Source organism: Mesorhizobium opportunistum WSM2075 (assembly GCF_000176035.2).
Classification (GTDB): Bacteria; Pseudomonadota; Alphaproteobacteria; order Rhizobiales; family Rhizobiaceae; genus Mesorhizobium; species Mesorhizobium opportunistum.
This window is the reverse complement of the sequence record NC_015675.1, coordinates 5,787,621-5,804,263: the sequence shown is the minus strand read 5'-3', so window position 1 is coordinate 5,804,263 and position 16,643 is coordinate 5,787,621. Positions and strand designations below refer to the sequence as shown.

The 16,643-nt window shown below is 63.9% G+C and carries 21 protein-coding genes and 1 pseudogene; 12 read left to right on the top strand and 10 right to left on the bottom strand.

Annotation, left to right across the window (positions count from 1 at the left end; translation table 11 throughout):
* The first annotated feature begins 42 nt into the window (after positions 1-42).
* The 4 genes from MESOP_RS28040 to MESOP_RS28025 all read left to right on the top strand — a co-directional run bounded on the left by MESOP_RS28040 (position 43) and on the right by MESOP_RS28025 (position 2,279).
* Positions 43-801, top strand: coding sequence for a F0F1 ATP synthase subunit A (locus tag MESOP_RS28040; RefSeq protein WP_013896723.1), 759 nt, complete (start codon positions 43-45; stop codon positions 799-801).
* Positions 802-888: 87 nt separating this feature from the next.
* The gene (locus MESOP_RS28035; protein ID WP_013896722.1) at positions 889-1,113 is read left to right on the top strand and encodes a F0F1 ATP synthase subunit C; all 225 of its coding nucleotides are present in this window, start codon (positions 889-891) and stop codon (positions 1,111-1,113) included.
* A gap of 64 nt (positions 1,114-1,177) precedes the next feature.
* Positions 1,178-1,777 (top strand): F0F1 ATP synthase subunit B, encoded by a 600-nt coding sequence (locus MESOP_RS28030; protein WP_013896721.1) that lies wholly within the window; start codon positions 1,178-1,180, stop codon positions 1,775-1,777.
* A gap of 10 nt (positions 1,778-1,787) precedes the next feature.
* A complete protein-coding gene (locus MESOP_RS28025) occupies positions 1,788-2,279 on the top strand; it encodes a F0F1 ATP synthase subunit B (protein WP_013896720.1) in 492 nt (163 codons plus the stop codon).
* A 258-nt stretch (positions 2,280-2,537) separates the two neighbouring features.
* Here MESOP_RS28025 and MESOP_RS28020 read toward each other — a convergent pair whose 3' ends face one another.
* Positions 2,538-3,233 carry a ribonuclease HII gene (locus MESOP_RS28020; RefSeq protein WP_013896719.1) on the bottom strand — a complete coding sequence of 232 codons (696 nt, stop codon included), beginning with the start codon at positions 3,231-3,233 and terminating at the stop codon, positions 2,538-2,540.
* A gap of 129 nt (positions 3,234-3,362) precedes the next feature.
* The gene (locus tag MESOP_RS28015; RefSeq protein WP_041165078.1) at positions 3,363-4,517 is read right to left on the bottom strand and encodes a PA0069 family radical SAM protein; all 1,155 of its coding nucleotides are present in this window, start codon (positions 4,515-4,517) and stop codon (positions 3,363-3,365) included.
* Between the two features lie 151 nt (positions 4,518-4,668).
* On the opposite strand from MESOP_RS28015, the gene MESOP_RS28010 reads away from it, so the two are divergent.
* The gene (locus tag MESOP_RS28010) at positions 4,669-5,190 is read left to right on the top strand and encodes a glycosyltransferase (RefSeq protein ID WP_041165077.1); all 522 of its coding nucleotides are present in this window, start codon (positions 4,669-4,671) and stop codon (positions 5,188-5,190) included.
* Between the two features lie 16 nt (positions 5,191-5,206).
* Positions 5,207-5,454, top strand: a pseudogene (locus MESOP_RS34165) (hypothetical protein); the annotation flags it as partial.
* On the opposite strand, the gene MESOP_RS28005 reads toward MESOP_RS34165, so the two are convergent.
* From MESOP_RS28005 to MESOP_RS27975, 7 genes are all read right to left on the bottom strand, one after another.
* Positions 5,444-5,878: a GFA family protein gene (locus MESOP_RS28005; protein ID WP_041164374.1), complete on the bottom strand. Its 435-nt coding sequence runs from the start codon at positions 5,876-5,878 to the stop codon at positions 5,444-5,446. The pseudogene MESOP_RS34165 and the gene MESOP_RS28005 sit on opposite strands and share 11 nt — an antisense overlap.
* Before the next feature lie 136 nt (positions 5,879-6,014).
* Positions 6,015-6,569 (bottom strand): molybdenum cofactor biosynthesis protein B, encoded by a 555-nt coding sequence (gene moaB / locus MESOP_RS28000; RefSeq protein ID WP_013896715.1) that lies wholly within the window; start codon positions 6,567-6,569, stop codon positions 6,015-6,017.
* The gene (locus MESOP_RS27995) at positions 6,556-7,455 is read right to left on the bottom strand and encodes a 4-(cytidine 5'-diphospho)-2-C-methyl-D-erythritol kinase (protein WP_013896714.1); all 900 of its coding nucleotides are present in this window, start codon (positions 7,453-7,455) and stop codon (positions 6,556-6,558) included. The genes moaB and MESOP_RS27995 overlap by 14 nt, the downstream gene beginning before the upstream one ends.
* A 26-nt stretch (positions 7,456-7,481) precedes the next feature.
* Positions 7,482-7,667, bottom strand: coding sequence for a membrane protein (locus tag MESOP_RS27990; protein ID WP_013896713.1), 186 nt, complete (start codon positions 7,665-7,667; stop codon positions 7,482-7,484).
* A 141-nt stretch (positions 7,668-7,808) separates the two neighbouring features.
* On the bottom strand, positions 7,809-8,672 hold the full coding sequence (locus tag MESOP_RS27985; RefSeq protein WP_013896712.1) for a S49 family peptidase: 864 nt from the start codon (positions 8,670-8,672) through the stop codon (positions 7,809-7,811).
* A gap of 79 nt (positions 8,673-8,751) precedes the next feature.
* Positions 8,752-9,567, bottom strand: coding sequence for a tRNA1(Val) (adenine(37)-N6)-methyltransferase (locus MESOP_RS27980; RefSeq protein WP_013896711.1), 816 nt, complete (start codon positions 9,565-9,567; stop codon positions 8,752-8,754).
* Positions 9,567-9,791, bottom strand: coding sequence for a putative signal transducing protein (locus tag MESOP_RS27975; protein WP_013896710.1), 225 nt, complete (start codon positions 9,789-9,791; stop codon positions 9,567-9,569). The genes MESOP_RS27980 and MESOP_RS27975 overlap by 1 nt, the downstream gene beginning before the upstream one ends.
* A 230-nt stretch (positions 9,792-10,021) precedes the next feature.
* Between MESOP_RS27975 and MESOP_RS27970 the strand changes: the two genes are divergently transcribed.
* The 5 genes from MESOP_RS27970 (at position 10,022) to MESOP_RS27950 (ending at position 14,951) form a co-directional block, all read left to right on the top strand.
* Entirely contained in the window at positions 10,022-11,038 is a 1,017-nt protein-coding gene (locus tag MESOP_RS27970) for a polyprenyl synthetase family protein (RefSeq protein WP_013896709.1), read from the top strand.
* Between the two features lie 107 nt (positions 11,039-11,145).
* Positions 11,146-11,814: a GntR family transcriptional regulator gene (locus tag MESOP_RS27965; protein WP_013896708.1), complete on the top strand. Its 669-nt coding sequence runs from the start codon at positions 11,146-11,148 to the stop codon at positions 11,812-11,814.
* 162 nt (positions 11,815-11,976) lie between these two features.
* Positions 11,977-12,567 (top strand): biotin transporter BioY, encoded by a 591-nt coding sequence (locus MESOP_RS27960; RefSeq protein ID WP_013896707.1) that lies wholly within the window; start codon positions 11,977-11,979, stop codon positions 12,565-12,567.
* A gap of 15 nt (positions 12,568-12,582) precedes the next feature.
* Positions 12,583-13,032, top strand: a complete 450-nt coding sequence (locus MESOP_RS27955; RefSeq protein ID WP_013896706.1) for a DUF1284 domain-containing protein — start codon at positions 12,583-12,585, stop codon at positions 13,030-13,032.
* Between the two features lie 143 nt (positions 13,033-13,175).
* The gene (locus MESOP_RS27950) at positions 13,176-14,951 is read left to right on the top strand and encodes a tetratricopeptide repeat protein (RefSeq protein WP_013896705.1); all 1,776 of its coding nucleotides are present in this window, start codon (positions 13,176-13,178) and stop codon (positions 14,949-14,951) included.
* 66 nt (positions 14,952-15,017) lie between these two features.
* On the opposite strand, the gene MESOP_RS27945 is transcribed toward MESOP_RS27950, so the two are convergent.
* Entirely contained in the window at positions 15,018-15,479 is a 462-nt protein-coding gene (locus tag MESOP_RS27945) for a GNAT family N-acetyltransferase (protein WP_013896704.1), read from the bottom strand.
* Positions 15,480-15,687: 208 nt separating this feature from the next.
* Between MESOP_RS27945 and MESOP_RS27940 the strand changes: the two genes are divergently transcribed.
* Entirely contained in the window at positions 15,688-16,620 is a 933-nt protein-coding gene (locus tag MESOP_RS27940) for a glycine--tRNA ligase subunit alpha (RefSeq protein ID WP_049802480.1), read from the top strand.
* Positions 16,621-16,643: the final 23 nt, after the last annotated feature.

Below are 16,643 nucleotides of genomic sequence, written 5' to 3'. Positions count from 1 at the left end.
CAATGATAATTTGGCCGTACGCGGCATTGACGGGGTTAGAACGTGGCAGCTGACAAGGTCGATCCGATCCACCAGTTCCATATCATCAAGCTGGTTCCGATTAACATCGGCGGCTACGACCTGTCTTTCACGAATTCGGCACTGTTCATGGTCGCGACCGTGGTCGTTGCCGCAGCCTTCCTGCTGCTGACGACGTCGAGCCGCAGCCTGGTTCCCGGCCGGCTGCAGTCGATCTCCGAAATGGCCTATGAGTTCGTCGGCAATATGTTGCGCGACGCCGCCGGCACGCAAGGCATGAAGTTCTTCCCCTTCGTGTTCTCGCTGTTCATGTTCGTTCTGGTCGCCAACCTGCTCGGCCTGTTCCCCTATTTCTTCACCGTCACCAGCCACATCATCGTCACCTTCGGCCTCGCCGCATTGGTGATCGGAACCGTGGTGGTCTACGGCTTCATGAAGCATGGCCTCGGTTTCCTGAAACTGTTCGTGCCGCATGGTGTGCCGGTGTTCCTGTTGCCGCTGGTGGTGTTGATCGAAGTCATTTCCTTCGTATCGCGCCCGGTCAGCCTCTCGGTTCGTCTGTTCGCCAACATGTTGGCGGGCCACATCACGCTCAAGGTGTTCTCCGGCTTCGTCGTCAGCCTCTCCGCGCTCGGCGCGGTCGGTGTCGCGGGCTCGGTCCTGCCGCTGGCCATGGCGGTGGCGCTGACGGCGCTTGAATTGCTGGTCGCCTTCCTGCAGGCCTACGTCTTCGCGGTGTTGACCTGTATGTATCTCAACGACGCCCTGCATCCCGGGCACTAAGGCCCCAAGAGTTTCCGGCCCAACGTTTCCAACATTGGCGCCGGATGGAAATCGCAACGGAATTTCAGATCCAAAGGAGTTGAACAAATGGACGCAGAAGCAGCAAAGTACATCGGCGCCGGCATCGCTTGCCTGGGCATGGGCGGCGCGGGCATTGGCCTGGGCAACATCTTCGGCAGCTACCTCTCGGGCGCGCTGCGCAACCCGTCGGCTGCCGACGGCCAGTTCGGCCGCCTGATCTTCGGCTTCGCCGTCACCGAAGCTCTGGGCATTTTCTCGCTTCTCATCGCGCTTTTGGCCCTGTTCGGCTGAGAGCACTGGGAAGATTGGACAGGCCGGCCGCGCAAGCGGCGGGCCTGATATCTGGGGATAGTCCATGTTCGTGACATCTGCCTTCGCGCAAGAGTCCGCGCCATCAGCCGATACCAGCCACGCTGCGACGGAAGGCGACACGCATTCCGGCACCAGCGTGCCTGCGGAGGCGCACGGCACATTTCCGCCGTTCGATCCTGCGACCTTCCCGTCGCAGCTTCTGTGGCTGGCGATCACTTTTGGGCTGTTCTACCTCTTCCTGAAGCGGGTCGTGGTGCCGCGCGTCGGCGGCATCATCGATGTCCGCAACGACCGCATCAGCCAGGATCTCGACCAGGCAGCCAAGTTGAAGGGCGAGGCCGACGCCGCCGTTGCCGCTTACGAGCAGGAACTGGCGGAAGCCAAGAAGAACGCCAACTCGATCGGCCAGCAGGCCGCCGATGCGGCCAAGGCGGAAGCCGATACCGCGCGCAAGAAGATCGAGGCCGCGCTCGATGAAAAGCTCGGCGAGGCCGAGGCGCGCATTTCTTCCATCAAGGCCAACGCCATGAAGGAAGTCGGCAGCATCGCCGAGGATACCGCTTCGGCGATCGTCGAGGCACTGGTCGGCGGCAAGGCCAGCAAGGCCGAGATCGCGGCCGCGGTCAAATCCGTGGCCCGGTGAGGAGCGCATCATGGACGCCACATCTCTCGCGACGCTCTGGGCAACGATAGCCCTCGTCATCTTCCTGGCCATCGCCGTCTATATCAAGGTGCCAGGCCTGATCGCCAAGGCGCTCGATGCCCGCGCCATGCGCATCAGCAGCGAGCTCGACGAGGCACGCAAGCTCCGCGAGGAGGCTCAGCAACTGCTTGGCCAGTATCAGCGCAAGCGCAAGGAAGCCGAGCAGGAGGCAGCCGACATCGTCGCGGCCGCCAAGCGCGAGGCCGATCTGCTCGCCGCCGAAGCGCACAAGAAGACCGAAGACTATGTTACCAGGCGCACCGCGCTGGCCGAGCAGAAGATCGGCCAGGCCGAGCGTGACGCCATCAGCGAAGTTCGCGCCAGCGCCGTCGACATTGCCGTCGAAGCCGCCCGCGCGCTGCTCGCCGCCAAGGTCGACGTCAAGGCCGGGGCCGATCTGTTCAAGGCTTCGCTCGCGGACGTGAAGGCAAAGCTCAACTGAGCTGACAGCGTTGGAAATCAAAAAGCCGCCGGGGCAACCTGGCGGCTTTTTTTGTTGTGCGGACATCAGATGGCGAAGGCGGCGAAGCGCTAATCTCCCTCCTTGAGGGGGAGATGGCCGGCAGGCCAGAGGGGGTCGCCTCACGTAATGTGCCGGCCTGATCTTTCATATGAAGGGGCGTCGCGCCCGGTCGAACCTACCCCTTCTGTCGCCTTCGGCGACATCTCCCCCTCGAGTGGGGAGATCAGACGCTCAAGCTCAATCCAATCCGTCGAAACTCTCTTCTTCAACCACCTCGGCACCGCCCAGCCTGAACGGCGAAAACGACACGCGATGCAGGCGCGCGACCGGGCCGTGCGCCTCGATGGCCGTGCGGTGCCGGGCCGTGGCGTAACCCATGTGCACCTCGAATCCGTAGCGGCCGTTATGGCTGCCGCAACCGCACATCATGCGGTCGCGCATGACCTTGGCGACGATGGAGGCAGCGGCGATCGACTGCGAGCGCTGGTCACCCTTGATCAACGCGCGGCCCTCGCACGGCAACCCCGGCGGCACGTCGCGTCCGTCGGCAAGCGCGAGCTTAGGCCGAACCGACAGCCCGACCAGCGCGCGTCGCATCGCCTCAAGGCTCGCCTTGAGGATATTGCTGCCGTCGATGCCCTCGGCACTGATCGAGGCCATCGAGACCGCCTGCGCGGAGCCGAGAATGCGCAGGAACAATGCCTCGCGCTGCAAATGGCTGAGCCGTTTGGAATCGTCGAGGCCCTCGGGGATGTTGGCTGGGTCGAGCACCACTGCCGCAGCGACCACCGGCCCGGCCAGCGGGCCACGGCCAGCCTCATCCATCCCCGCCACGGGCCACAGGCCGTCGGCCATCGCCTTCGTCTCGAAGGAGAAATCGGGTTTCTCGACAATTTCGAAGAGAAGCGGAGAATCAGAACGCGCGCGAGCCATGTTGCGGCGAGGTTCGCATCGGTTCCGATTCTCCGCAAGTCCCTCCGGGTCGGGTGGGGCGCCGGACCGGGAGGGCACCGTCTGCTGGCCGGGGCAGGCCGGACGGGATTTCACAAGCGAAAAGGAAGATCAAAGCAGCATCAGCTGCTCCTGGTCCTTTCCCGCGGCGACGAACTGGTCGGTTCTCAGCGTGCGCCGTTCGGCATTGAGGCCGAGCCGCTTGGCGGTGATCTCGAAGCGCCGGCCGATCTGCCAGGCATAGGGTCCGGCGCCCTTCATGCGCTTGCCCCATTCCGAATCGTAGTCCTTGCCGTCGCGCATCGAGCGGATCAGCGACATTACGTGGCGATAGCGGTCGGGATAGTGGCGCAGCAGCCAGTCCTTGAAGATCGGGCTGACCTCCAGCGGCAGTCGCAGCACGACATAACCCGCCTCGCGCGCGCCGGCAGCGCTCGCCGAATCGAGGATCCGTTCCATCTCCTGGTCGGTCAGGCCAGGGATGATCGGTGCCACCATGACCGAGGCCGGAATGCCGGCATCGGAAAGCTGCCTGATCGCCTCCAGCCGCTTGGTCGGCGTCGATGCGCGCGGCTCCATCGTGCGCGCCAGCATACGGTCGAGCGTCGTCACCGACAGCGCCACCTTGGCGAGCCCGCGCTCGGCCATGCGCGACAGGATGTCGATGTCGCGCGTCACCAAAGCGGATTTGGTGACGATGCCGACCGGATGGCCGCGCGCCTCCAGCACTTCGAGGATCTCGCGCATGATCCGGTACTGCTTCTCGATCGGCTGGTAGGGATCGGTGTTGGTGCCGATGGCGATGGTGCGTGGCTGGTAGCCGTCCTTCGACAGTTCCTTGTCGAGCAGCCGCGCCGCATCCGGCTTGGCGAATAGCTTGGATTCGAAATCCAGGCCCGGCGACAGGCCCATGAACGAATGCGTCGGCCGCGCGAAGCAATAGACGCAGCCGTGTTCGCAGCCGCGATAGGGGTTGATCGAGCGGTCGAAGGAGATGTCTGGCGATTCGTTGCGGGTGATGATGGTGCGCGGCTTTTCCACCTGCACCTCGGTCTTGAACGGCGGCAGTTCCTCCAGCGAACTCCAGCCATCATCGAAGACATGCCGGGTGAACGGCTCGAACCGGCCGGACGGATTGATGCCCGCCGACCGGCCACGGTTGCGGTCCGGACGGATGCGCATGCCGCTCTGCTCGATCATCGCATTGGCCATCTCGGCTCGTCCTGCTCCGAAGGCTGCAATGTCGGCGCGCATGATCGGCTCCATCTTCGCCCGCTCCCAGGGACTGTCCATGTTGTGTCGAATCGCTCTGCTCATGGAAATTATTCCTATTCTCTTGATGAGAACAAAGCAAGAACTTTCTATGATGCGCTGCAAGAACTGGCATCGTGTCCACCTTTCCGCTATTCGGCTGATGATGCTCAGTGTTCTCATCGAAACCCGCAATGACGAGGAGGCTCTCGCCCGCACGCTCGGCTCGCTGATTGGCGGCGCCGTCGAGGGCGTGGTGCGCGAGGTCGTCGTCTGCGACATCGGCTCCACCGACCAGACGCATCATGTCGCCGAGCATGCCGGCTGCCACTATGTCGCGAGCGGCGGTGTCGCCGCCGGCATCAGGCAGGCCAAGGGCGACTGGCTGTTGCTGCTGGAACCGGGCGCCAGGCTGGTGGAGGGCTGGACCGAAGCGGTCGTCGCCCACACGGCCAGGCAAACCATGGCGGCGCGGTTCTCGCGTGCACGCGGCAGCCGAGTGCCGTTCCTGGCGCGGGTGTTTTCGGGAAACCGTGCCCTGGCCGACGGATTGGTGATCAGCAAGCGGCAGGCAGCGTCCTTGTCGAAGCACGCCGGCAGTGCCGAGGCGCTTGCACGCGGCCTGGCGACAAAGAAGCTCGACGCCGAGATCTGGATAGCGCCGGCGAAGCGGGAATCGCGCAAATGATTCTTTTGCAGCTGCTGTCTACGTCAGGGGCAGCCATAATCGCCGCGCCCTCAAGCATCAGCTAGCCCTACTGTCGGCCATCCCGCCAAGGAGGTACTGGACGCCTATGGCGAGCAGAGCCCGGTGACACTGACCGGCGAAGCTGGCCTCGGCTTCCACATGGGCACCGTGCCGGCACGCACGCCGCGGCTGATGATGGAAGTCGGCTTCGGCGTATCTGCGCTTTCGCGCCGGCGGTTTCACGGCGAACCGGTCATCCGCTGAAAGCGGACAGGATCTCCACAGGCATCCAGCGTGCCTGTCGCCGGGCAATGCGTTCTTGCCTGCTCTCGGCATCATAGTCCATGGCGGCTGGCTCGCGGCTGAACCGCAGCCGGTCGTCCAGGGCATTGACGATGACGATCGCCCTTGCATCCCCGCCATCGGTGGTGACCGCCGCGACATAGACGCCGCAGTCCCGGCAGATCAAGTAGTCGGCGGTGCGCAATCCGAACCGGTATCTGTGCAAACGGGCGTGGTCCTCGACCGAGACGATCAACTGTCCGAGCGGATCGGCAACGGCGCGCGAGCCATGTTTGATGCAGAACGCGCATTGGCAGGCGCGGACTTCGATTTGCGAGGGGTCGAGGTCGGTTGAAAATCGAAGGCGTATGTTGCCGCAATGGCATCCGCCGGCATGCACAGTCATCGCCTCATCGTCAACGGCAAGGGCCCCCGCTACGAAAGGTACTTCCTCCGGCATCGCGTTTGGAATGGTCTTTCGAAGGCGAGGGCAGCATTTTGCCCGGCAAACGCGACGTGAAACCGGCGCCTTGCCTCGGCTTTTACAGAGCCGATTTGCCGCGCCGCAGGTGCTCGTCCAGGCGCGGCATGATCTCGACGAAGTTGCAGGGCATATGCCGGTAGTCGAGCTGCGCCTTCAAGATGCCGTCCCAGGCGTCCTTGCAGGCGCCGGGCGAACCCGGCAGCACGAAGACGAAAGTGGCATTGACGACGCCGCCCGTCGCCCGGCTCTGGATCGTCGAGGTGCCGATCTTGTCGTAGGAGATGCGGTGGAACACTTCCGAAAAGCCGTCCATGCGCTTTTCGAAGATCGGTTCCAGCGCCTCCGGGGTAACGTCGCGGCCGGTGAAACCGGTGCCGCCGGTGGTGATGACGACGTCGATCGCCGCGTCCTTCGACCAGCCAAGCACCGTGTCGCGGATCTTGTCGCGGTCATCGGTGACGATATCGCGGGCGGCCAGGATGTGGCCGGCCTCGGTGATGCGGTCGGCCAGCGTCTGTCCGGATTTGTCGTCGGCGAGGCTGCGTGTGTCGGAAACGGTCAGCACCGCGACACGCACCGGAATGAAGGACCGGCTTTCGTCAGTTCTGGCCATCTGCGCCCTCCGATGCGATGCTGCGCGTCGCCGCGACGAACCAGTCGGGCTGGCGCCCGCGGATCTCGGCCGCCGCGCGCTTGGCGACATTGCCGGTCTCGAACAGGCCGAAGCACGTCGCGCCCGATCCGGACATGCGTGAAAAACCCGATCCAGCCTTATCGAGCCATGAGAGCGCCCGGCCTATGGCGGGCTGTATCGCCAGCGCCGCCGGTTGGAGATCGTTGCGGGTGAGTTCCAGCCAGTTGCGCAGGCTGTGAAAATCGATGCCGCGCGGCAGCGGCGGCAACGGCTCGTTGTCGCGGCGGGAAAGTGCCGAAAACACCTCGGCCGTCGAGACCGGCATGCCCGGGTTGACCAGCACCAGCCCCAGCGCCGAGACGTCCGGCACCATCGACAGATCGTCCCCGATGCCGCGCGCGACCAGCGGCCTGGCCGCCAGGCACATCGGCACATCGGCGCCAAGCGAAAGCCCGATCCGCGCCAGCCCGGCACCATCGATGTCCAGACCCCATGCCTGCACCAGGCCGCGCAATACCGCCGCCGCGTCGCTGGATCCGCCGCCGACACCGGAGGCGACAGGCAGGTTCTTTTCAAGCTTGATGGCGACTGGCGGGCTCTTGTGCGGTCCGGCCGCTCTTCGCAGCGCATCGCGTGCCTTCAGCACCAGATTGCCGGCGTCGAGGGGGACCTCCGGCGCATAGCGCCCGGACACGGTGAAGTCGTCGCTGTCGGCGAGCGCGACCTCGACCCGGTCGCCAAAACGCGTGAACACCGCCAGGCTTTCGATCAGGTGATAGCCGTCGGCGCGCCTTCCCGTGACATGCAGCGCCAGGTTGATCTTGGCGGGCGCATGCCAGGTACGCGAACCGATGTCGGTGTCCACGGCGTCAGTCGTTTGGGGGATGATCCTCAGTCCTTGGCCAGCCGGTATTCGCCGGTCTTGGGATCCTTGACCAGCGTTCCCATCGCGCCGTTGGCCGCCTGCTTTTCGGTGCGCCGCACCTTGGCCGTCACGCGCTCGGCTTCGCGCACGAATGTGCGGTAGCCGAAATAGGCGGCGACGCCAACGACGGTGAAGAAAATGATCTGCGGCATGTCAAAACTCCTCCCACGCTGGGCCGGCGAAGGCGGCCGGTCGGGTCGGTTAATGCATGTCGCCCAAAAATGTGTTCGGCTTTGGCAAAACGACAGGCACGAGACTTCAAGGCACCTATGCTAGACGGTTTTACGCGGTTTTCAAAGCCCGAACCGAGCCCACAACGCGCGCTCTTCCGCCGCATCGATCACCCCGCTGGCAGCGGCGGCGGCGATATCGGGCGCGGAAAAGCCCTGGCTCGAGCCGAACAGGCCGAAGCGGCCGAGGAAGCCGCGCGGCGCGGTGATCAGCCTGAGCTGGGTCTTCGCCCCGAACCGGGTCTTGAGCACCGTGCGCATGTCGCTGAGCGCGTCGACGAGGCCAAGCTCCAGGCCCTTCTTGCCGGTCCAGAACAGGCCGGTGAACAGGTCCGGATCGTCCTTCAGCTTGGTGCCTCGCCGCTCCTTGACCAGATCGATGAAGGTCTCGTGCACCTCGAGCTGCAGTGCCTTCAGCCGTTCGACGTCCTCCTTCTTCTCCGGCTTGAACGGATCGAGCACCGCCTTGTTCTGGCCGGCGGTGTGGACACGGCGCTCGACGCCGATCTTCTTCATCAGCTCCGGAAAGCCGAACGAGGCCGAGACCACGCCGATGGAACCGACGATCGAGGACGGATCGGCGAAGATTTCGTCGCCGGCGACCGCGATCATGTAGCCGCCCGAAGCCGCCACATCCTCGACGAAGACCAGCACCTTTTTGTTCTTTTCGGTCGCCAGGTCGCGGATGCGCTTGAAGATCAGCCGCGACTGCACCGGTGAGCCGCCAGGCGAATTGATCGAGATGGCGACAGCGGGCGCTTCGAAGGAGAACGCCTTCTCGATCAGGCCGGCAGTGGAGGCAAGCGACAGGCTCGGCCGGAACGGACCGCCGCCGGCCATGATGGTGCCGTGCAGCCGGATGACCGGAATGGTGACGACGGTGGAGCGCCAGGATTTCGGCAGCAGGCGGTTGAAAAGTCGTTTCACGTGGGTTGGCTCTCCGGTCGAGGGGTTGCAGGCATGTAGGGATTCCCCGGCCAACGGCAATGTGGTGGCCAGGAATAGCTCAATCTCCGAACAGCGAGGCGAGACCGTTGGTGATCATTTCGCTGCGCTCGTCAGGACCATTGCCCGATAGCGCGTGAAGCATCAGCGGCGGGCGGATGGCAAGCTTTCCCCGCGCCCCGAGCGTCGCCCGCACGACGATGCGGATCGCCGCCGCGTCGGGGCGAGGATGGACGGCCAGCATCTCGGCATCGCCGAAACGGCCTGATATCGCATCGAGGAGGGCACCGAGCTGCTCGGGCCGCGCAATGACCGCAAGCCTGCCGCGCGGCCTGACCACGGCCGCCGCACTTCTGATCCAGCTCTCGAATAGCCCGTCCTCCATGACATGGGCTTCCTTCCTCAGGGGGGCGGGCGTCGCCCGGTCCCGGGGGGCGTTGAAAGGCGGGTTCATGATGACGAAGTCGAAATCATTGTCGGCGAGGCCGGACGCCGCCCGTGCCCGGCCCGACATCGTGACATCGGCGACAAGCACCGACGCACGATCGCTGAGATGCGCATTGCCGGGATGGGCAAGGGTGGCCGCCGCGAAGGCCGCCATTTCCGGCGCGCGCTCGACAAGCACGGCCGCTGCACCCGGACAGCGCGACAGCACGGCGAGGCCCGCAGCTCCCGCTCCAGCGCCGAAATCGGCGAGGCGACCGCTAAAGGAGGATGGTACGGATGCCGCCAGTATCATCGCATCCATGCCGGCGCGATGGCCGCCATGCTTGGGCTGCACGAGCCAGAACCGGCCGCGATGGAAGGCGTCGACCGTATGGGCCGGTGTGTCCGGGCCAAGGGTGTCAAGGGCAGGGGCGGCTGGGGCTGCCGACATTATTTTCCGCGTATCTCGTTGGCGATGCCGGCATCGGTCAGGATGCGCCGTGCCGCGTCGGCCTTTTCGGCGTCGACCATGACGCGCCGCGGCAGGATGCCGAGCGAGCCATCGAGCACGCTCATGTTCTGGTCGGCGACGAAACAGCCGATGCCGGCATCGCGCATCAGCGATTCGACAAAGGAGATGATGACGGCGTCGTTGGTGCGGATCAGCTCTATCATCAGGCGAAACTCTCAGTTTGCGGCGCCGATGTAAACGGCCACGCGGATTCCATGGCACACTCCGGCGCGGTCTCGGCCCGCCCCGGTGTCGGCCCGATCGGCATCGGTTGACAGCCTGTCACGGACGCCGCGCCAATTCGCCACTTGCCGTGGCCGTATCCGCCGCCCTAGAGTCCATTCGGGACTAAGGGTGCCGTCGCACGCGTTATACCAAGACGGGAGTGATTGTCGTGGGTGTCGTTCTCAACATCGAAAATGGGAAGCGGGAACCCGCGTCCATCAAGGATCTCATCGACCTGACGGCAGCCGACATGGGCCGCGTCAACGAATTGATCCTGTCCAAGGCCGGCTCCGACGTCGAGATGATCCCGGAGGTCGCCAACCATCTGATCTCGTCCGGCGGCAAGCGGCTGAGGCCGATGCTGACGCTCGCCGCCGCCCAGATGTTCGGCTATTCCGGCGAGGGCCACGTCAAGCTCGCCACCGCGGTCGAGTTCATGCATACGGCGACGCTTCTGCACGACGACGTTGTCGACGAGAGCGGCATGCGCCGCGGCAAGAAGACGGCCCGCATGATCTGGGGCAACCAGGCGAGCGTGCTGGTCGGCGATTTCCTGCTCGGCCAGGCCTTCCGCATGATGGTCGATGTCGGCTCGCTCGAGGCATTGGATATCCTGTCCAGCGCGGCCTCGATCATCGCCGAGGGCGAGGTCATGCAGCTTGCCGCCGCCAAGAACCTCGAAACCACCGAGGATGAGCATTTCGCCGTCATCAAGGCCAAGACCGCGGCCCTGTTTTCGGCCGCTGCCGAGGTCGGTCCCGTCATCGCCCAGGCGACCCGCAACGACCGTGCGGCCCTGCGCTCCTATGGCATGAATCTCGGTCTTGCCTTCCAGCTGATCGACGATGCGCTCGATTATGGCGGCACCAGCAAGGATCTCGGCAAGAATGTCGGCGACGATTTTCGCGAGGGCAAGGTGACCCTGCCGGTCATCCTCGCCTACCGGCGCGGCAGCAAGGCCGAACGCACCTTCTGGAAGCGCGCCATCGAGGACAATGTCGTCGATGACGCCGGCCTGGAAAAGGCGATCGGCCTGATGACCCGCCACGGCGCCATTGCCGACACGATCGGACGCGCCCGCCATTTCGGCGAGATCGCCCGCGATGCCCTGGCGCCGCTGGAAGAGACGCCGCAGAAGTCGGCGCTGATCGACGTCATCGATTTCTGCATCAGCCGGGTGAATTGAGCGGCTGTCTTTCAGGGAATTCTCTCTGGTTCATGCTGGAGGGGAAAATCTGTGAATTCGTTCCCGCCGTCTCGACAAACTGCCCGACTGCAAATTATCTATAAAACATGGCAAAGGGCACGGACGACACCATCGCGGTGCGCATCGGCAAGGCGTTGGCGGACCGCATCATCTCCGGCGCCATCGAGCCGGGGGCAAGGCTTCGGCAGGATCATATCGCCGAGGAATTCAACACCAGCCATGTTCCGGTGCGCGAGGCTTTCCGCCGCCTGGAGGCGCAAGGGCTGGCCGTCAGCGAGCCGCGCCGCGGCGTGCGTGTCGCGGCTTTCGATCTCGGCGAAGTCAAGGAAGTCGCCGAAATGCGGGCCGCCCTCGAAGTGCTGGCGCTGCGCCATGCCGCGCCGCATTTGACATCAGCCATTCTCGATCTCGCCGAGGAAGCCACAAAGGCCGGCGACAAATCCCGCGACGTCAGGTCGTGGGAAGAAGCCAACCGCGCCTTTCACCGGCTGATCCTGGCGCCATGTGGCATGCCGCGCCTGCTCGCCACCATCGACGACCTGCACGCCGCCAGCGCCCGCTTCCTGTTCGCGGCATGGCGCTCGGAGTGGGAGACGCGGACCGATCAGGACCACAGGGCGATATTGGCCGCCTTGCGGCAGGGAAACACCGAATCCGCCGCCGCGACGCTGGGACGGCATGTCCAATGGATTGGCCGCAAGCCGGTCAGGACGGCCTCCGGCGCGACGCGCGAAGCCTTTGCCATCGTCGGTTAGAGCCAGTCCTGTCAAACGGTTTTCCGTCCGGAAATCACGCAAAACCAAAAGCACTGAACGGTCTTTGCGCAGTCAAGGCTTGCTATCTCCGAAGAAATGTGGATTCGATAATAGATCGAAAACAGAAATTATCTATAATTTCAATTGGTCGAAGGAACTCTCATGACAGACATCGCATTCGCGTCCCGCAAGCCGTCCTTCAGCCCGCTCCGGCTCCAGGATCGCTCGCTCGCCTGGCAGGTCGGGGCCGTCGTGCTCGGCACGCTGTTCCTGGCGATGTCCTCCTACATCGAAGTGCCCATGGTGCCCGTGCCGGTGACTATGCAGACCTTCGCCGTGACGCTTATCGGCGCGCTTTACGGCTGGCGGCTCGGTGCGGTCACCATTGCCGCCTGGCTGGTCGAAGGCGCTGTCGGCTTCCCGGTTCTGTCTGGAGGGGCAGCAGGCGCGTCGTATTTCGTCGGGCCAACGGGTGGTTATCTCTTTGCCTTCCCGGTTGTGGGCGCGCTTGTCGGCTGGCTGGCGCAACGTGGCTGGAACGGCAACAGGGTGGTGCTCGCCTTCGCCGCCATGCTGCTCGGCAACCTTGCATGTCTGGTGCTCGGAACGGCATGGCTCGCTGTCATGATCGGCGCCGAACAGGCCATCACCTTCGGCTTCCTGCCGTTCATCGTCGGTGGCTTGCTCAAATCGGCGCTCGGTGCCGCGACGCTCATGGCGCTTCGCGGCAAGGCCAAGCCCGCCAATCCGTGACGATCAGCCCAATCCGTGACGATCAGACTGCGCGCCCACCATCTCCTTTGCCTGCTCACCTATGTGGGCAAAGGATACAGCTCTGCCTTCACCGCCAACTATGACGGGATCGCGGAGCGTCTGAGCCGGGGCGAGGACATCCTCCTCGTCTCCGAACCGGACGACATCTGCGCCCCGCTGCTCGACGAGCCCGAGCCGCACTGCCTGCGCGACAGCGCGTCCGCACGCGACCAACTGGCCGCGCGGGACGTTGAGGATCTGCTGGCCCGGCCGATCCACGCCGGCGCCCGTCTCGATCTCGACGCCGCCACGCTGGTACGGATGCGGCAGGCGTTTTCGACCGGCCTCGTGCGCAAGGCGTGCGAAGGCTGCGAATGGAGTGCGCTGTGCAGCACCGTTGCGGCCGGCAATTATCGCGATACCCGGCTGCAGCGGTCCGCCGAGACGGAAAACTGTCCTTTCTAGCCATGGTTTGTTAATCGGGTGACCCGATTGTGAATTTCAGGCGGATTGAAGCGCGACCCCAAAAAGGACATGCTTTGCCTGGAAAGATCGAGTCTACGCCGATTCCGCTGACGCGGTGACGGCGCGTGGCTGAAAGGGATACGATGCAGCAAGGACGTGCGCGCTGGCTGACAAGGCTGGCAATTGTGACGGGCATGGCGCTCTCGGCTTTGCCGGCCTATGCCAAGCAATCCACCGAGCCGGTCAAGATCTCGTCATTCTCTGGCGCCTATCTGGCGGCCCGGATCGCCGAAGGCGACAACGACCTCGACAGCGCCATCGCCTACTACAAGCAGGCCCTAGCCTTCAATCCAAGCGACACAGCGCTGCAGCAGAGCCTGATGCTGTCGCTGATCGCGCAAGGCCGCTTCGACGAATCGCTGGTCTATGCCGACAAGCTCAAGGAAGTGCCCGACGTCGAGCGTTTCTCGCGCCTGGCGCTGGCGGTCGATTCCTTCCACAAGAAGGATTTCACCAAGGCGCAGTACTGGCTCAAGCTGTCGCTGGAATCCGATCTTGATCGGCTGATCTCGGGCGTCATGTCCGGCTGGGCCGAACAAGGTGCCGGCCAGCCCGCCGACGCAATGGCCGCGATCGACAAATTGCAGGGGCCGGACTGGTTCGGCCTGTTCAAGTCCTTCCACCGCGCGCTGATCGCCGATGCCTCCAACATGCCCGAGAAGGCCGAGGCGATCTACGCCGCGACGATGCAGGATACGGCCGCCGGCGGCGCAGCTCCCGAAACCTGGATGCGCAACGCACAGGCCTATGCCTCATTCCTGGCCCGCAAGGGCGAGAAGGACAAGGCGATATCGGTGCTCGATCAGGCCGAGGCGTTCTCGCCCGGCAAGCTGGAAATCGTCACCTTGCGCGACAGGATCGCCAAGGGTGACAAGATTGACCCCTTCGTTTCCGGCCCGTCCGACGGTGCTTCCGAAATCCTGCTCGATCTCGCCACCGCACTCAACCGTGGCGGCGGTGAGCCGTTCGTGCGCCTCTATTTGCAATATGCCCTGGCTCTGAGACCTGACAGCGACGCGGCTCTGGTGCAGCTCGCCGCCGTCGCCGAACAGTTGAAGGACGGCGAGGGCGCCATCGCGCTCTATCGGCGCATCCCCGATTCTTCGCCGCTGAAGCAGCTTTCGGACCTGCAGCTTGGCCTCAACCTTGCCGATCTCGATCGTCATGACGAGGCGATCACGCACCTCAAGGCTTTCGTCGATGCCCATCCCAACGACATGCGCGCCTATCTGGCACTCGGTGGGGTCTATTCCTCGAAGGAGGATTTCCGCTCGGCCGCCAACATCTACGACAAGGCCGTCGACGCGCTGAAGACGCCGACCGCGGCCAACTGGAACATCTTCTACCAGCGCGGCATCGCCTATGAGCGCCTGAAGGAATGGCCGAAAGCCGAGCCGAATTTCCGCAAGGCGCTGGAATTGCAACCGGACCAGCCGCAGGTTCTGAACTATCTCGGCTATTCCTGGGTCGACATGAACACCAACCTCAAGGAAGGCCTGGCGATGATCCAGAAGGCCGTCGATCTGAGGCCGAGTGACGGTTACATCGTCGATTCGCTAGGCTGGGCCTATTTCCGCCTCGGCAGGTTCGATGACGCGGTGCGCGAGATGGAACGCGCCGTGTCGCTGAAGCCGGAAGATCCGGTTCTCAACGACCATTTGGGCGACGCCTACTGGCGCGTCGGCCGCAAGCTGGAAGCCACCTTCCAGTGGAACCAGGCTCGCGACCTGAAGCCGGACCCGGATGTGCTGGCCACCTTGCAGCAGAAGCTGATGAAGGGCCTGCCGCCGATCGAATCCAACACGGCGCAGGAAACCCCGAAGGTGAAGCCCGAGCCGGTTCCCGCCCCGAAAGGGTGATATCGGCTATCTTGATTGCGAAAGGGCTCCGATTTTGGAGCCCTTTTTCGTTTGCAGTGACGCGCTTTAAAACAGCTTCCTGTAGACGACGAACCCGGAGCGCTCGCCAACCTTGTCGTAGAGCTTAATCGCCGTGTGGTTGGTCTCATGCGTCAGCCAGTATACCCGACCCGAGCCGGCGGCCTGGGCGCGCTCATAAACGCCTTCGATCAGGGCCCGGCCGATGCCTTTTCCCCGCGAGGCCTCCGTGGTGAAAAGGTCCTGCAGATAGCAGTTCGGTGCGATCGCCGTGGTGCTGCGGTGAAAAAGATAATGCACGAGGCCAAGAAGCTGCCCGTCGCTTTCGGCAACCAGCGCATGGACGGGCTCATAGGCATCGAAGAAGCGCGACCATGTCATCGCTGTGATCTCGCCCGACAGCGCCGTCTCACCCGCGCGGCCGTAGAATGCGTTGTAGCCGTCCCAAAGCGGCAGCCATTGGTCGTAGTCCTGTCGCGTGACCGGGCGGACTATGATGGAACTGGGCATGGCTGGCACCTGTCGTTCATGTAAGGGGTCGAACAGATCGCAGGTTCTCGACGCCGACAATGGGCCAGCCCCGGCAAAGTTTTCAACATCGCGCGGTACGTCCAAGACAACCCAGCCTCGATGCGCCTTGCTTGACGCTTCGCCGCCGTGTCTCTAGGACGTGGCGCTAAGCTAGCCTTTGCTGTCGAGGCCACCCGTGACGATCGAAATGCCTGCCCATATGCATCCCAGCCGCTCTTTCCAGGGGCTGATCCTGACCTTGCACAATTACTGGGCGGCCTATGGTTGCGTCATCCTCCAGCCCTATGACATGGAGGTCGGCGCCGGTACGTTTCACCCGGCAACGACGCTGCGCGCGCTCGGCCCCCGGGGCTGGAATGCCGCCTACGTCCAGCCCTCGCGCCGTCCCAAGGATGGCCGCTATGGCGAGAACCCGAACCGGCTGCAGCATTATTACCAGTATCAGGTTATCCTGAAGCCGAACCCGCCGAACCTGCAGGAGCTCTACCTCGGCTCGCTCGCCGCGATCGGCGTCGACCCGTTGCTACATGACATCCGCTTCGTCGAGGACGACTGGGAAAGCCCGACCCTGGGTGCCTGGGGGCTTGGCTGGGAATGCTGGTGCGATGGCATGGAGGTCTCGCAGTTCACCTATTTCCAGCAGGTCTGCGGCATCGAATGCGCGCCGGTGGCGGGCGAACTGACCTACGGGCTGGAACGGCTGGCCATGTATGTGCAGGGCGTGGACAACATCTACGACCTCAATTTCAACGGCCGTGAGGGCGCTGAAAAGGTTACCTATGGCGACGTCTTCCTGCAGGCCGAGCAGGAATATTCGCGTTACAATTTCGAATACGCCAACACGGCGATGCTGCTCAGGCATTTCGAGGACGCCGAGGCTGAGTGCAAGGCGTTGCTCGACGCCGGTGCGCCGGCATCGAACGACAATTTGCCGATGCACAGGATGGTCTTCCCCGCCTACGACCAGTGCATCAAGGCCAGCCATGTCTTCAACCTGCTCGACGCACGTGGCGTGATCTCCGTCACCGAGCGGCAGAGCTACATCCTGCGCGTGCGCAATCTGGCGAAGGCCTGCGGCGAGGCGTTTTTGAAGACGCGGGCGGGTGGATTGGCGGCCTAAAGAAAATTCCTGGAACCGCTCTG